Raw genomic sequence first — 15,479 nt, forward strand, 5'->3', positions numbered from 1 at the left:
AGCGTTTAACGTCGGTCTAGAGGTACCCACTCGATTACCCAAGCCGACTTCATGCCTAGACTCGCATCAGAATTGATCTTCTTACGTGCTGAATCCGCAGTCTCTCGATCTTTCGATGGTCCAACCATAATACGAATACCTTTTGAGGTTGGACTTTTGGTCACTTTGTACCCCTTGGCACGTAATTTAGCAGCGACAGCATCTGCATTGGCTTCGTTGGCGGCAAGCGCAACTTGTACCATCCATTGCTTATCACCATTTTCAAGCAAATCACGTGCTTTTTCAGCTTCCGCTTTTTTCTTTGCATCTTCTTGTGCTTTGTGTTTTTTATCCGCTTCTGCTTTCTTGTCTTCCGCTTGCTTTTTCTCAGCAGCAGCTTTCTTTTCAGCATCTAGCTTACGTTTTTCATCTGCTTTTTGTTGTTCTTCTAATTTACGTTTCTTTTCTTCAGCGGCTTTTTTATCTGCTTCTGCGGTAGCTTGACGCTTCTGCTCAGCTAACTTTTTTTCAGCATCGGCTTTTTGCTTTAATTGAGCATTTTGCTGTTCAAGTTTTTTCTGCTCTGCTGCTTTCTGTTGTGCTTTGGCTTTTTCATCCTGTACCAGCTCAGGAGGAATATCAGCCCCTTCCTGTGCTGCCGCAGCAGCTGCACCACGTCTTGCATTTGCAGCAGCATACTCTTCAGCTGCTTTACGTGCAGCATCTGCTTCTGCCTGTTGTTGCATACGTAAGAAATCTGCTGCTTTTGCTTCTTGTTCAGCAACCGCTTTTTCACGGGCACGCTTCTGCTCTTCTAACAGACGTTTTTCAGTCGCAACATCGACCGTCAACGGCTGCAATTGTACAGGCTCACCAGCAGGTGTCGCTTTATTTTGCTGAGCTTGGCTTGTCGGCTGTGTCTCTGCTTGGCTTTGGTGGATTTCTTCTTTACCTTTTAGAAGCAATGCCGCCAATAGAACACCACCACTTAATAAAACAACACCACCCATCCAGCGTTGTTTGTTATTCATTGACATTCGTCTAAATACTCCCAGACCGCTTCTAAGGTATGGAATGAACCACACACCAAAATCAGCTGATTATTATTGGTTTCTGCAAGCGCTGATTGAAATGCTGCTTGTACACAATCAAACTGTTCAACTGTCTCATGCTGTAAAGCAGTTTGTAATTGTTCCAATGATGCCGCACGAGGCACAGTTAACGGTGCAATTTTCCACTTTAATACAGTATTTTTCAACAACTTGACCACAGAATCTACATCTTTGTCGGACAACATTGAAAAAACAGAGACAACTTCTGTGTACTGTTTATTGTATTCTAGGAATTTTCGCAATTGCTTTAACAAAAATTCTACACCATGCGGATTGTGTCCCGCATCAAAAATTACTGTTTTATCGTGTATTTTTCTAATTTCAAAGCGCCCTGACAATTGTGCGTTCTGAATACCTTGCGAAATCGCCTGTTGTGAAACCGTTAAACCACTCACCAAAATTGCAGCGACAGCCGTAGAAATATTTTCCAGTGCCAAATGTCCCAAAGGAAGTTTTAACGTCGTTCCTGAACTTGCAAAATTCCAAGATTGACCATCTTCTGAGTTGTCATAAAAATAGTCATGGTTTAACGCATACAGCGTGGCATTGGTTTCTTGTACTTTATGTTGTATCGCTTGTGGTATATCTTGTGCGCCGGCAAAAATAAAAGGGATATTTGCTCGGATAATACCGGCTTTTTCATAAGCAATTTTTTCAATCGTATCGCCCAGCCAATCGGTATGATCTAAACCAATATTGGTAATCACAGCCACATCTGGATCAATTACATTGACCACATCCAAACGACCACCAAGACCGACTTCAAGTACCCAAACATCACATTGTTTTTGTTTAAAAATAACAAATGCAGCCAAAGTCGTGGCTTCAAAAAAAGATAAAGATAAATCACAAATACGGCGGGCTTGATCAACCGCAACAAAAGCATCAATCAAAGTTTGATCATCAACTTCTTGTCCAGCCAGTTTAACCCGTTCATTAAAACGATAAATATGTGGAGACTGGTATAAACCAACATTCAGCCCTTGCGCATTCAGAATCGCAGCGAGTGTTGTTGTGGTTGAACCTTTGCCATTTGTTCCAGCAACGGTAATCACTTTGCCTTTAGGGTTAATCACCCCGAGTTGTTCTGCAACAGGAATCACGCGCTCTAAGCCTAAATCAATCCCTGTAACGTGAACATGGCTCCAATAATCGAGCCATGTTTGTAAATCATCAGTATTTAAAGGTGCTGTTTGGTTGTTCAAGGCAAATTCATCAGTTTCGCTACAATACGATATACAGTATCACGTAATGCGTGACGATGAACAATTTGATCGATTACACCATGATCAAGCAAAAATTCCGCACGTTGGAACGGTTCTTCCAGCTTCTCACGTACTGTTTGTTCAATCACACGTTTACCCGCGAAACCGATCATCGCTTTAGGTTCAGCAATATGTACATCACCTAACATTGCCAATGATGCTGTTACACCACCATACACTGGATGGGTTAATACCACGATATACGGAAGATGTGCATCTTTGATTTTTTGAATCGCCGCAGAGGTACGCGCCATTTGCATCAAAGACAACATGCCTTCCTGCATACGAGCACCGCCTGAAGCAGCAAAACAAATCAGTGGTTGCTTATCTTTAATCGCTTTTTCAGCAGCTTGTACAAAACGGTCACCGACCACAGTACCCATTGATCCAGCCATAAAGTCGAATTCAAATGCGCATGCAACCATTGCAATATTTTTAACTTGACCTTGCATCACCACAAGGGCTTCAGTTTCACCTGTTTTTTCCTGCGCTTCTTTAATACGCTCTGGATAAGGCTTGCTGTCTACAAAATGTAAAGGATCTTTTGCTGCAAATTCTTGACCAAGTTCAGTGGTCACATTATCAAAAAACCAATTTAAACGATCACGTGCTTTCATTTTCAAATGTTCATCGCATGATGGACAAACATAGGCATTGAAAGACATTGCAGTACGAGTCACGAGTGCATGACATTCAGGGCACTCAATGGTTGGTTCTGTAAACGTCGCTTTGAGTGTTTGTTGTTGGTCAGGCATATGAATGCCTGGAACTGTACGATCTGTCCACGGCGTTGTTGCGCTGAGGATTTTCCCTGATTTCACTTCTTGATTCATACTAACTCATCGAGCGCGGCTCGAAGCTCCTTGACTTTATTCACTGCTGCTTCAACAGCTTGTTCTGGTGCAAGATTTGCAAATGGTTTGACAAAAGCACTTCCGACAATCACTGCATCAGCAACTTGACCTACGGCTTTTGCAGAAGCGGCATCACTAATCCCAAAACCTACCCCAACTGGAATATCGGTAAAGGTTTTGATTTTTTCAATACGTGCTGCAACTTCCGTTGTATCCAATGTTGCTGCACCCGTTACGCCTTTTAGAGACACATAGTAAATAAAGCCACTTGCTTGTTTCACTACATGCTGAATACGTTCATCGGTAGAGGTTGGTGCAAGCAAGAAGATTTGATCCATATTGTACTTTTGCAATACTTCATCTAAATCTTGTGCTTCTTCAGGTGGTAAATCCACAAGAAGTACGCCATCAACACCACAGTCATTCGCATAAGCCACAAACTTTTCATAACCAATCACTTCAACAGGGTTTAAATACCCCATTAAAACAACTGGCGTTGTTGTGTCTTTTTGGCGAAATTCTTTAACCATATTCAAGGCATCAAAGGTATTGGTACCCGCAGCTAAAGCGCGCTCTGCTGCAAGTGCAATCACTGGACCATCTGCCATAGGATCGGAAAATGGCAATCCAAGTTCAACTACGTCTACGCCTGCTGCAACCATTTGATGTAACAATGGTACGGTTACATGTGGTTGAGGATCACCCGCCATAACATAAGAAACCAAAGCCTTACGCTGTTGAGATTTAAGCTGTGCAAAACGAGTGGCTAAACGTGACATAGGATTGTACATTCCTTGAATTGTTCAAACTTGAGGAGTTTTTAGATCATTAAACACCAGTAAATAAATTCAAAATGGATTTATTTACGGTTTAATCATCCAAATGTATAAATACAAGACACTGCATTGTAACGCTATTTTTTACTCAAAGGATAGAGTCACATAGTCGCTCTCGCGTATCTTGTTTTATATCACCAATAATAAAACAACCCATGGATACATTTAGCGCTATTTTCAAGTTAAGGACAATGATCAAAGCTACCTATTTTCAAGCTTACAAAAAAATATCATTATGAGTAAAAAATAAAGTTAAATCATTACCCTACAGCCAAACACCCTATCACCCACATCACTTAATTATTTTTCAGAAATTGCAAAAGCTGTTTATACTAGTCAGGATTCTGATTTTTTATCTCCTCTTATGACCACACATTCTCAGGCTAAAGTGCAAGCCAGCGTGCTTGCGCTCTTGCCGCTTATTGTTTTTTTAGCCATTTTTTTAGGCAGTGGTATTTATCACACGATCATTGGTACTGAGTTTGCTTTTTATCAAGTGAAAGCCCCTATTGCTGCTCTTCCTGCAATTATTTTAGCCATCCTGCTATATAGAGGGAAAATCAATGCCGCTATAGAAACATTTTTGCATGGTGCAAGCCATCCCAATTTAATTTTGATGTTTATGGTCTTTATGCTTGCAGGTGCCTTTGCCAGCGTAACCAGTGCAATCGGTAGTGTGGACTCCACTGTTCAATTTGGTTTATCGATTATTCCATCTGAATTTGTCCTGCCGATGCTTTTCATCATTTCCGCCTTTATTGCCACAGCAATGGGAACATCGATGGGAACCATTGCAGCATGTGCGCCGATTGCTTTTGGTTTTTCTCAAGCAACGGATATTCAGCCCATTTATGCAATTGGTGCTGTGGTCAGTGGGGCAATGTTTGGTGATAACTTATCCATGATTTCAGACACCACTATTGCAGCAACTCGAAGTCTAAATGTAGAACTGCGTGATAAATTTCGAGTGAATATCTGGATTGCACTGCCTGCTGCGATTATCACCATATTTATTTACATTTTGACCAGTCATCATGCACAAACCATTGAATATAAGAACTATAACTTATGGCTTATTTTGCCTTATGTAATCGTGTTCTTTTTAGCATTTACACGTTTACATGTACTTGCAGTACTGACCATCGGAATAGTACTTTCAGGTTGTCTTGGCATCATTGAAAATCCTGAATTTACCCTACTTAAATACAATACCGCTATTTATGATGGCTTTGTGGGTATGTTTGAGGTTGCCTTACTTTCTATGTTCTTAGGTGGTTTATCTGCGATTATGCAAAAAGAAGGCGGTTTAGAATGGTTAATTCAACGTATTTACGCCTTAACCCGTCGATTTAAAATCGGTCAACAACGTGCGGGAGAAATTGGAATTAGCTTCCTTGTGGTTTTCTCAAATGTGTTTGTCGCAAATAATACGGTTGCCATCATCTTATCTGGAGACATGGCACGAGAAGTTGCCAAAGAATATGCTGTTGATCCCAAACGTGCAGCCGCATTTATGGATATTTTCTCTTGTGTGGTTCAGGGCTTGATTCCATACGGTGCACAACTATTACTTGCATGCTCAATTGCCAAACTGTCCCCTGTTGAGCTGATTGGTTCGATTTACTATTGTTGGGTATTGGCAATATTTGCAGTCTTGGCAATCATATTTAGATTTCCCAAGTTAAAGACAACTTGAAATCATGCTGAATCATGGTTTTAAAAAACCAATTCAACAATCAGATCAACCTGTGTTTTGAGCATAAATTAAAAAATCACAATCATACCAAATACTTAGATAGCAGCGACACTATCTAAGTGTTTGGTTTTTAAAGTATACTTTCTTTACACTGTTTTTCACGATGACTTCAACTGTTGTTTTTTCTCGAGCAGGGTTTGCCCACTAAAGGCCTTATATGCTCTGGTTAAAGCTGACTGATCTGAATAACCTAACTGCATCGCTATTTCACTGAACGGCATGTGGCTTTCCAATAAAAACTCACAACGCTTCATCCGTTCAATCTCTACAATTTTTTTAAACGATGTCTGTAAGTCACTTAACTGTCGTTGTAAAGTCCGTGTGGATATATGAAGTTCTTGAGTAAGTTCTTCGATTTTTGGGGCGTGTTGTTTTAACTTTAAATATTCTGCCACAATCAAATGTAAGCGTTGAGCAATGGTTTCATAGCGAGGTTTAGACGCAATAGCCTCCTCTGCTTGTTTGACCAAAAGCTGCATTAAGGATGGATCTGCCTGCTGGATTTTTAAATTTAAACCTGCTGAGGCTAAGACAAAACTGTATTGCGGTTGATGGAAAGAGACTTCACAGCCGTAGAACTTTAGATAATGATAGATTGCCATTTGTGGTGCATGAGCAAAATGCACCGCATGCAATGGAAATTGATTTGGCGGTACAATTTTACGCGCGAGATGCATCATTAACGCATTGGTAAATTCATTAATAAGAATATATTTTTCATGATGAAAGGGCCAAATTAAATGTACATATTCTCCCTTGAGCTGCATTTGCATTGGAATAACTTCATCACCATCAATCACCAAACGGCTAAAGCGCATAATATTTTGTAAAGCTTCTGCCACGGTTGTACTTCGTGATGCCATATAGCCCAAAACCCCAAAATGCTCAGGTCGCACATATTCTGCCATTTCAAAAACGATCTGAGGGCAATCTAGCGCTTGTTTGGTTTTTTCAATCAGTTGATGAAAGAAGAAATAGGAAGATTGTGTATCAATCGGCTGTGACAAAATTCCAATTAAATGTTTTTTTTCATCCGCTTGTAAGAAATCAAGCGTCGCAAGATCAATCCCTCGTTCAGACAGATACATCTGCCAGAGATGAAAATAACCATTTGGGATCTGTAATTCCTGCATCGTCTTGCACTCTTTTTAATCCTTTAACTTAGAAAATTGACATTGCAAATTTTCATTTTGTCGTAAAATGTATAAAAAATGGCAATATCTGTCAAAACAAACTTGCAAAATCCCGACATACTGAAATCATCAACAGTGATGCAAGTAAAATAAAATGAATGCATTAGTTACATATCAGGTCGATCCAGTGGTTCGAACCAAGCTCAACTTTAAACTTGAGGAAGTACCGCGCTTCTGGTTTGGTGGAGATCCATTTCGCACGCGACTATTTGACGCACTTAGTCTGACCTTCCCTGATGGTGAACGCTATTTCATAGAAAGTGTCCGACTCTTCCGTGACAAAATCACCGATCCAGATTTACAACAACGTGTTGCTGATTTTATTCGTCAAGAAGCCCAACATGGTATTGCGCATGACAAAATGAATCAGGTTATGAAAGATCAAGGCATGCCTGTCGATCAATTTATCCAACTTTTAAGTAAGATTTTTAAATTTGAATTGAGCCAACGCTCGCCTCAATACAATATTGCGATGACAGCTGCTGCTGAACATCTCACCGCTTTGATGGCAGAAACATTTTACCGCCATAAAGCAACCTTATCTGAAGCACACCCTTATGTCCGGGCCTTACTGGCGTGGCATTCTATTGAAGAAATGGAACATCGAGATGTCGCCTTTGATGTGATGCAACAAGTCGGTGAGGTCCCTGACAACTTACGTCGATTTGCTTTAGCCTTTACCACCATAATGATGTTCAACTTTACCCTCTACCGTGCCAATATCATGCTTAAACATGATGGATTCAGCCGTATAGAACGTTTAAAAATGGCAACGCAAGGATTGCCTTGGTTCTTCGGTAAAAAAGGGATTTTATCTGCAATGAAAAATGAATATTTAGACTGGTTTAAAAAAGATTTTCATCCGAGCCAACACCCTGTAATTCGACAATATCAAGTTTGGGTCGATACGATGGCTGAAACCAATGATCCTATTCAAGCAGGTGAAGCATTTTGGCAGGCTGGACTATAGCTGTCTTGATATAAACCGATCAGTTCTATCCTGAATAGGGATTTGAACTGAATAATGCGAGAAATAAAACAATGAATGCATATGTAAAACACCAAGTTGATCCTGTGGTTCGCAGCAATTTAGATTTTAGATTGAATGAAGTTCCACGCTTTTGGTTTGATAATGACCCTTTTCGTACCCGTATGTTTGATGCACTGAGTTTGACCTTTCCTGTAGGGGAAAGATATTTCATTCAAAGTGTTCGTGCACTGCGTGACAAAATCACCGATCCAGATTTACAGCAACGTGTCACGGATTTTATTCGACAGGAAGCACAGCATGGTATTGCACATGACAAAATGAATGAAGAAATGCTGCACCAAGGCATGCCTGTTGATCAGTTTGTAAAATTTATGGGTGCACATTTCGAGCATATACTGAAACATCGTTCCAAACAGTACAACATTGCCATGACTGCCGCAGCAGAACATCTTACCGCATTAATGGCAGAAACTTTTTATAGTAAACAAGAGACTTTAGCGGAGGTCCATCCTTTTGTTCGTGCTCTATTTGCTTGGCATTCAATCGAAGAAATGGAACATCGAGATGTCGCTTTTGATGTCATGAAAGAGGTTGGAGAAGTTCCTGAAAACTTACGTAAATTTGCGCTTGCCTTTGTCACTTTACAAATGTTTGGATTTACCTTTTACCGTGCCAATGTCATGCTTAAATACGATGGATTCAGCCGTTTGCAACGTGCTAAATTCGCACTCAAAGGTATTCCATGGTTTTTTGGCAAACACGGTAAATTATCAGCAATGCGTGAACAATACCAAGATTGGTTTAAACCTGACTTTCATCCGAGCCAACACCCTGTGATTCGACAATATCAGGTTTGGGTCGATGTTTTGGCCGAAACCAATGATCCGATTCAAGCAGGTGAAGCGTTTTGGAAAGCCGCGTTATAAGGTTAAAAAAGTTTTAAATTAGAACAGCCTTACCATTTCGCGTAATGCTGTTCCAACAAGCCATAGGCTTGGTCTAACTGAATACACTCACCCACTTCAGATTCGACCGTACCACTAATGCGTGATTGCCATTGGCTAAACTGACTCCCCACCAAACGTAAATTTAAGTTTTCAAATCTCCGCCAGCCGGTTGCTACTGTCAGATTTAATTTCTGGTCTAAAGAACGAATTGACCAAAGGTTCGCTTCTATCTTTTCAAACAGTACATCGGCAACTGCATATAGAACACCATTGACCCACAGACAATTTTCATTGCCAAAACTCTCATTTACACCCGAAGCGAGGTTTAAGCCTATACGGTTTCCTTGCGTATCCCAAAAGTTACACGATAACCAAAACCATGCTGTTTCGGGTCTTAGAAATCCACAGGTGTCATCGAGAGATGCCAATGTTTTTTCATTAAAATCTATACGTACCTTATCTTTATTGATAAAAAAGCCTTCTACAGCCAAGGTGGTTTTCTTTTGCGTATAGGTCCAACCATTAATACCATTGGGACTGCATAAGCTTAAAGGCTCTGTTCCTGCACAAAAAATGCGGGCTTTTAACTGCTCTTCACCATTTCGAGTTGCCCGTATATAACGCACACCATTGGCATGTTGCATTTCAAATTCAAAAGGTGATTTACTAAAGTGACTTTGGCTATACAAAGGCTGCTCATCTAAGCTTGTCCCTCGCCCTAAAATCGTATTGGCATTCCATTCTAAAACTTCATTCGTTGAATGGTCATAGACATAAATAAAGCCATGCCCTGCCCAACCAATATCTGCTATTGCGATACCGATAGAATAGTGTTCATGCTGGATACCACAAAATTTAAACTTTTTATATTTTAAATGTTTACGCCAACCTGTTAATACTTTGCCATACGGGGTTTTGTAGATATATTGATTAACATTAATCTTACTTGGCACATCTTTAAAACGCCCATAACGGGGTTGACCATTGCTTTGTATTAAATCCATGTGAGTTCCCAATCCTTTTATAAGGGAAGTATCAGACTTTAGTCGGTCCTTCGATTATTGCTATTTTTTCAAATTTAGCAACACCATCACACACCAAATCAATCCACTTTTATCACGATTTAACCTATAAAATATTCGCTTGATAGATAAAATTTAGCTTTGATTTAATTCATAAAAAATAGGGCAAATGCCCTATTTTTTAATCTGCAAAAATTACTTTGCAGGACCACCCCATTGATTTGTTTCAGGGTTGGTATCTGAAGCAAACCAGTAAATTAAAACAAAGGCACCAAAAGGAACAAAGATAAGCAGATACCACCAACCTGTCTTTCCTATATCATGTAAACGGCGAGCTGCAACTGAAATTGAAGGCACGATCAGTGCTAATACAGTGATCAAATACAATACAAACGGTTTTTTAAAAATGATTGAGTCTAAAATCACTGCAATGATCAGTACAACAAACTGTATCAATACAAAGTACCAATATTCTTTACGGCGAGCACGCCCAGAAAAGTTGGCATAATTACTTAGACATTTTTTAAACCAATCAATCGCATTATATTGATCTTCGGTTTTATTTTGTGACATTGCTTTTCTCTCTTTATTTTATAAGTGTTACTGACATTTTTTGTACTAAAGCTGTAGCCAGATACTAACTGGTTTTGCATGTTTTTCATACACTTTTATTCTATAAAAAGTAAAATCTATTCGAAAAAAGAAAGAGGTACTTGACCTCTTTCTGTGCAAATCATTGTCTAATCTATGCTTGAGACATTCATCTACAATTTTTAAAGCAATATATAAAAATCAGATAATCTTTCCATGTGGAATTTGATCAATTAACTTTTGCGGTGCTTTAAAACGTTCGCCATATTTTGCTTCAAGCGAGTTCGCTCGAACTAGAGCTTTTTCTAAACCATACTGATTTAAGAATTGAATCGCACCACCCGTCCACGGCGCAAAGCCAATACCAAAAATCGAACCAATATTGGCATCAATCACAGATTCCAAGACATGCTCTTCATAGCAACGTAAGGTATCTAAAGCTTGAACAAATAGGAAACGGTCGATCATTTCCTGCTCAGAAATATCAACATTTTTCGTCCAATGGCTTAAGCCATCCCAAAGATGCTTTTTACCACCTTCTGGATACTCATAAAAACCAGCACCTGCAGCCTTGCCTTTACGTTCAAAGGTGTGAATCATGGTTTCAATAACATCATCAGCACCTGAAAGTGGTAAATCCTTACCTTCAGCCTGAAGTGCTTTACGGGTTTCTTTGGCCACATGCTCAGAAAGCGTTAATGCCACTTCATCTTGAATCGCCAATGGGCCCACTGGCATACCTGCTTTTAGTGCTGCCATCTCAATACGTGCAGGATGTACGCCCTCGTGCAGTAAACGTAGACCTTCTTGCACAAATGTACCAAACACACGGCTGGTGAAGAAACCACGGCTATCATTGACCACAATTGGCGTTTTGCCAATTTGTTGCACATAGTCATAGGCTTTTGCTAAGGTTTCAGCAGAGGTATTTTTACCTTTGATGATTTCAACCAATTGCATTTTATCGACAGGACTAAAGAAATGTAGACCAATAAAATGCGTATCATCTTTAGAGGCTTTGGCTAAACCCGTGATCGGTAATGTTGATGTATTTGAGGCCATTACACCATTATTGGCAAGAAATTGTTCCGCTTCTTGAGTCACTTTGGCTTTTAATTCTTGGTTTTCAAAAACAGCTTCGATAATCAAATCACAGCCTTTTAAGTCTTCTGCAGATGCCGTTGCGGTAATCAAACTTAAAACTTGATCACGTTTTTCCGCGCTCATACGACCTTGCGAAACACGTTTATCCAATAGTTTTTGACTATAGGCTTTACCCTTTTCAGCATTTTCCACAGAGACATCTTTTAGCACAACTTGAATGCCTTTGATTGCTGTCGAATATGCAATACCCGCGCCCATCATGCCTGCACCAAGTACACCCACTTTGGTCGCTTGCCACTTGGCAATGTTTTTAGGACGACTTGCACCTGCTTTAATTGCATTCAAACCATGCCAGAATGTTCCAATCATATTCTTGGCAACTTGCCCTGTTGCAAGATAAGTGAAGTAACGGCCCTCTATTCGGAAAGCTGTATCTACATCAACTTGGGCGCCTTCCACTGCGGCAGCCATAATCGCTTCAGGCGCTGGATAACAGCCCTTGGTTTTATCACGTAGCATTGCCGGTGCAATTGCCAGAATCTGAGCAACCGCAGGTGTTTTAGGATCACCACCCGGAATTTTATAGCCTTTCACATCATAAGGCTGTTGAGATTTTGGATTGGCTTTGATCCAAGCAATCGCTTTGTCCAGCATGTCTTGCTCGCTATCCGCAAGCTCATTGACCAAACCTAAAGACTTGGCTTTATCTACCCCGAATTGCTTACCTTCCATAAGGAATGGGAATGCATTCTGTAAACCCAGCAGGCGTACCATACGCACCACACCACCGCCACCGGGAAGTAAGCCCAGTGTTACTTCAGGTAAACCTAATTTGGTTTTTGGATCATTTAAAGCAATACGATAATGACAACTTAAAGCAATTTCCCAACCACCACCTAGCGCTGTACCATTAATCGCCGCAACCACAGGAACACCTAATGTATCAATCGTACGAAGATCACCTTTTAGCTTGGCAGTCATATTAAAGAATTCAGTGGCATGTTCTGGCGTTGCCTCAATCAGCTCGTCCAAATCACCGCCGGCAAAAAAAGTTTTTTTCGCAGAACGATAAATCACACCTTTTAAATCTGTTTCAGATTTAAGTTTAGACACAACATTTTCTAAAGCCACACGAAAATCAGCGTTCATGGTATTTGCAGACTGGTTTGGAGAATCCATCGTTAAAATAACAATGCCATCCGCATTTTTTTCATATTGAATTGCACTCATTATTATTCTCCTTATACCAACTCAATAATGGTCGCAATACCCATGCCACCACCTACACACAATGTTGCTAGACCACGTTTTTTACCCTGACGTTCTAATTCATCAAGCAGCGTACCAAGAATCATTGCCCCTGTTGCGCCCAATGGATGCCCCATTGCAATCGCGCCCCCATTTACATTGACCTTTTCAGCAGGAACTTTAAGTTCAGTCATAAAACGCATCACCACAGATGCAAAGGCTTCATTCACTTCAAAGAGGTCAATATCGTCTATGCTGAGACCTGCTTTTGCCAGCGCCTTACGCGCAGCAGGTGCAGGGCCTGTGAGCATGATGGTTGGATCTGTTCCAACCAATGCCGTTGCCAACACTTTTGCACGAGGTTTTAAACCTTGTTCTTTGACTGCTTTTTCAGAAGCAATCAGCACCACAGCTGCGCCATCTACGATGCCCGATGAGTTTCCAGCATGATGTACATGGTTAATTTTTTGCGCTTCTGGATATTGTTGTAATGCAATCGCATCAAAGCCCATTCCACCCATCATTTCAAAACTTGGATTGAGTTTAGCCAAGCCTTCAGCAGTTGTGGTCGGTTTAATGAATTCATCTTTGTCAAGAATCGTAACACCAGCTTTATCTTTAACCGCAACCACAGACTGATCAAAGCGTCCCGCTGCCTGTGCAGCAGCAGCTTTACGTTGTGAGTTGGCAGCAAACTCATCCACATCTGTACGGCTATAGCCATCAAGTGTGGCGATTAAATCCGCGCCAATCCCTTGAGGAACAAAATGTGATTTTAAATTTGTTTCAGGATCCAGTGCCCAAGGCCCGCCATCAGAACCCATTGGAATACGTGACATAGACTCTACGCCACCAGCAACAACAATATCTTCCCAGCCTGAACGTACTTTTTGTGCAGCCATATTGACAGCTTCAAGACCTGAAGCACAGAAACGGTTGATTTGCACACCAGCAACATCATTGTCCCAGCCTGCCGCAATTGCAGCAGTTTTAGCAATATCACCGCCTTGATCGGCAATTGGTGTTACACAACCCAGTACGATATCGTCTACTTTTGAAGTATCAAGCTGATGACGATCTTTCAATTCATTGAGCAATGTGGTTAATAATGTAATTGGTTTCACTTCATACAGTGAACCATCTTTTTTTCCTTTTCCGCGTGGTGTGCGAATGGCATCAATGATGTAAGCCTCGCTCATAGCTGTTCCTTCTTATGACTTCTAGGTTGTTATCTGCTTTGAGTGTACGTTATAAAGTTAAGAGTTCAATGACGAGAACGAAATAGTCAGTTGATATTTTTTGTCAATTGGCTGGTTCGTTCTGAATGGGAAAACGAAAACAAATCGCGTATTTCAATTAAGTGCCAATCTCATTGCACATCTGCTGTTACGAGAAAAACCATATGCAACTTCATGCTCAAGTTTATGCTCAAGATAGAGAGGCATATCAAGCGCATTGATCTTTTCAAAGCCTAATTTTTCATAAAATGGTCGATTCCAAATCACATCATGAAAGGTGGTTAATGTCACAGCATCACAGCCCTCTCCCTGAGCAGTAGCAATCACATATTCAATCAATTGCCGACCAATCCCTTGTTTTTGAAATGCGGCACTCACATCTAACTCGATGATATATAAATCAAGTGCTTGTCTTTCTGCATATAAAAAGCCTGTTGCTTGATTCTTTTGATTAATCGCAACAAATGCATAAGCAGAAGAAATCAATTGCAAATGATCTTGCGCTGACAACACTGGGCTTTCGGCAAGCCAAGATAACTCGGGAATACTTGAAAATGCTTGTGTAGCAGACTTTTCTATTTCGATCAGTTGCGCTATATCCGAAGGGTCAATTTTTCTAATCAAACATGTCATCTATATATCCAGTATAAAAATATTTAAATATCATCTAACTAATTAGCTCAAACCTAAAATAAGCAGGTCCGATATTCTCTTTTTTCATAATCATCACAATCATAGCGAAGATTATTCAATGCGCTATTGAGTGGATAAATCTAAATGATAGAACTGATTGAAATCAGACTCTTGATATTCTGAAAAAGAAGCACCTTTGATAAAGCCAAATTTTTTATACAAGCAAATTGCGGGTTCAAAAGATGAATGTGTTCCCGTTTCCAAACTCAATTTTTGGTATTCACGTTGTTGTGCAATCAATAAAAGATGTTTCAGCATTTCTGTTGCAGCACCTTTACGTAAATGTTTGGGATGTGTCCGCATAGACTTTAATTCAGCATGTGTAGATGACAACTCTTGAATTGCACCACAAGCTAAAAGTTCATTTTGTTCCCAAAGGGTAAAAAGCTAATTTCGGGTTGTTGTAACGCAGTTAGATCTAATGCAAAACTATGCTCAATCGGTGAGTCTTCATGCATACCATGTAAATGAATTCTGAGTAAATCTTGTACTTGCACATCATCAAACTCAGCAAGTCTAATCATTTTTTAATACCCTATTCTTGAAAATTCTTTCACTTTATCGCTTATATCTTACAAGAAATTTTAGGTGAAATGATCAGGCATAAAAAAGCCCAAGTATCACTTGGGCTTAGGATCAGCAAAATTACT

General features: G+C 40.2%; 13 protein-coding genes and 1 pseudogene. 3 read left to right on the plus strand and 11 right to left on the minus strand.

The annotated features are described in order from the left end of the window. Positions 1 to 5: 5 nt before the first annotated feature. The 4 genes from F981_RS18070 to trpA are packed head-to-tail and all read right to left on the minus strand — an operon-like array spanning position 6 to position 3,989. The gene (locus tag F981_RS18070) at positions 6 to 1,016 is read right to left on the minus strand and encodes an SPOR domain-containing protein (RefSeq protein ID WP_004723979.1); all 1,011 of its coding nucleotides are present in this window, start codon (positions 1,014 to 1,016) and stop codon (positions 6 to 8) included. Next, positions 1,007 to 2,296 (minus strand): bifunctional tetrahydrofolate synthase/dihydrofolate synthase, encoded by a 1,290-nt coding sequence (gene folC, locus F981_RS18075; RefSeq protein WP_004723981.1) that lies wholly within the window; start codon positions 2,294 to 2,296, stop codon positions 1,007 to 1,009. Before folC ends, F981_RS18070 begins: the two co-directional genes overlap by 10 nt. Next, positions 2,293 to 3,189 (minus strand): acetyl-CoA carboxylase, carboxyltransferase subunit beta, encoded by an 897-nt coding sequence (gene accD, locus F981_RS18080; protein WP_004723984.1) that lies wholly within the window; start codon positions 3,187 to 3,189, stop codon positions 2,293 to 2,295. The genes folC and accD overlap by 4 nt, the downstream gene beginning before the upstream one ends. After that, positions 3,186 to 3,989 carry a tryptophan synthase subunit alpha gene (trpA, locus tag F981_RS18085; protein ID WP_004723986.1) on the minus strand — a complete coding sequence of 268 codons (804 nt, stop codon included), beginning with the start codon at positions 3,987 to 3,989 and terminating at the stop codon, positions 3,186 to 3,188. Before trpA ends, accD begins: the two co-directional genes overlap by 4 nt. 421 nt (positions 3,990 to 4,410) lie before the next feature. On the opposite strand from trpA, the gene F981_RS18090 reads away from it, so the two are divergent. Then, complete coding sequence (locus F981_RS18090; RefSeq protein ID WP_004723989.1) at positions 4,411 to 5,742, plus strand: Na+/H+ antiporter NhaC family protein; 1,332 nt, start codon at positions 4,411 to 4,413, stop codon at positions 5,740 to 5,742. Positions 5,743 to 5,900: 158 nt separating this feature from the next. Here the strand turns inward: F981_RS18090 and F981_RS18095 are convergent, their stop codons facing one another. Next, complete coding sequence (locus F981_RS18095) at positions 5,901 to 6,935, minus strand: AraC family transcriptional regulator (RefSeq protein ID WP_004723991.1); 1,035 nt, start codon at positions 6,933 to 6,935, stop codon at positions 5,901 to 5,903. Positions 6,936 to 7,089: 154 nt separating this feature from the next. Here F981_RS18095 and F981_RS18100 point away from each other — a divergent pair, with 154 nt between their 5' ends. Beyond that, a complete protein-coding gene (locus tag F981_RS18100) occupies positions 7,090 to 7,965 on the plus strand; it encodes a metal-dependent hydrolase (protein ID WP_004723993.1) in 876 nt (291 codons plus the stop codon). A 71-nt stretch (positions 7,966 to 8,036) separates the two neighbouring features. Further along, a complete protein-coding gene (locus F981_RS18105) occupies positions 8,037 to 8,912 on the plus strand; it encodes a metal-dependent hydrolase (RefSeq protein WP_004723996.1) in 876 nt (291 codons plus the stop codon). A gap of 29 nt (positions 8,913 to 8,941) precedes the next feature. Here the strand turns inward: F981_RS18105 and F981_RS18110 are convergent, their stop codons facing one another. The 6 genes and pseudogenes from F981_RS18110 to F981_RS23425 form a co-directional block, all read right to left on the minus strand. Further along, positions 8,942 to 9,937 carry a DUF2804 domain-containing protein gene (locus F981_RS18110; RefSeq protein WP_004723998.1) on the minus strand — a complete coding sequence of 332 codons (996 nt, stop codon included), beginning with the start codon at positions 9,935 to 9,937 and terminating at the stop codon, positions 8,942 to 8,944. Positions 9,938 to 10,150: 213 nt separating this feature from the next. Further along, positions 10,151 to 10,528 carry a DUF805 domain-containing protein gene (locus tag F981_RS18115; protein ID WP_004724000.1) on the minus strand — a complete coding sequence of 126 codons (378 nt, stop codon included), beginning with the start codon at positions 10,526 to 10,528 and terminating at the stop codon, positions 10,151 to 10,153. A 219-nt stretch (positions 10,529 to 10,747) separates the two neighbouring features. Beyond that, complete coding sequence (locus tag F981_RS18120) at positions 10,748 to 12,880, minus strand: 3-hydroxyacyl-CoA dehydrogenase NAD-binding domain-containing protein (protein WP_004724003.1); 2,133 nt, start codon at positions 12,878 to 12,880, stop codon at positions 10,748 to 10,750. Positions 12,881 to 12,891: 11 nt separating this feature from the next. Continuing rightward, entirely contained in the window at positions 12,892 to 14,097 is a 1,206-nt protein-coding gene (locus tag F981_RS18125) for an acetyl-CoA C-acetyltransferase (RefSeq protein WP_004724005.1), read from the minus strand. A 153-nt stretch (positions 14,098 to 14,250) separates the two neighbouring features. After that, a complete protein-coding gene (locus tag F981_RS18130) occupies positions 14,251 to 14,769 on the minus strand; it encodes a GNAT family N-acetyltransferase (protein ID WP_004724007.1) in 519 nt (172 codons plus the stop codon). A 123-nt stretch (positions 14,770 to 14,892) separates the two neighbouring features. Further along, positions 14,893 to 15,353 (minus strand): annotated as a pseudogene (locus F981_RS23425) (GNAT family N-acetyltransferase). Positions 15,354 to 15,479: the final 126 nt, after the last annotated feature.

The organism is Acinetobacter guillouiae CIP 63.46, assembly GCF_000368145.1.
In the GTDB taxonomy this organism is placed as follows: Bacteria; Pseudomonadota; Gammaproteobacteria; order Pseudomonadales; family Moraxellaceae; genus Acinetobacter; species Acinetobacter guillouiae.

Bases quoted from the DNA above. Each gene is read 5' to 3' on its own strand.
- F981_RS18120 (WP_004724003.1), bottom strand. From the start codon at position 12,880: ATGAGTGCAATTCAATATGAAAAAAATGCGGATGGCATTGTTATTTTA.
- F981_RS18115 (WP_004724000.1), bottom strand. From the start codon at position 10,528: ATGTCACAAAATAAAACCGAAGATCAATATAATGCGATTGATTGGTTT.
- F981_RS18110 (WP_004723998.1), bottom strand. From the start codon at position 9,937: ATGGATTTAATACAAAGCAATGGTCAACCCCGTTATGGGCGTTTTAAA.
- accD (WP_004723984.1), bottom strand. From the start codon at position 3,189: ATGAATCAAGAAGTGAAATCAGGGAAAATCCTCAGCGCAACAACGCCG.
- F981_RS18125 (WP_004724005.1), bottom strand. From the start codon at position 14,097: ATGAGCGAGGCTTACATCATTGATGCCATTCGCACACCACGCGGAAAA.
- F981_RS18130 (WP_004724007.1), bottom strand. From the start codon at position 14,769: ATGACATGTTTGATTAGAAAAATTGACCCTTCGGATATAGCGCAACTG.
- trpA (WP_004723986.1), bottom strand. From the start codon at position 3,989: ATGTCACGTTTAGCCACTCGTTTTGCACAGCTTAAATCTCAACAGCGT.
- F981_RS18100 (WP_004723993.1), top strand. From the start codon at position 7,090: ATGAATGCATTAGTTACATATCAGGTCGATCCAGTGGTTCGAACCAAG.
- F981_RS18090 (WP_004723989.1), top strand. From the start codon at position 4,411: ATGACCACACATTCTCAGGCTAAAGTGCAAGCCAGCGTGCTTGCGCTC.
- F981_RS18095 (WP_004723991.1), bottom strand. From the start codon at position 6,935: ATGCAGGAATTACAGATCCCAAATGGTTATTTTCATCTCTGGCAGATG.
- F981_RS18070 (WP_004723979.1), bottom strand. From the start codon at position 1,016: ATGTCAATGAATAACAAACAACGCTGGATGGGTGGTGTTGTTTTATTA.
- F981_RS18105 (WP_004723996.1), top strand. From the start codon at position 8,037: ATGAATGCATATGTAAAACACCAAGTTGATCCTGTGGTTCGCAGCAAT.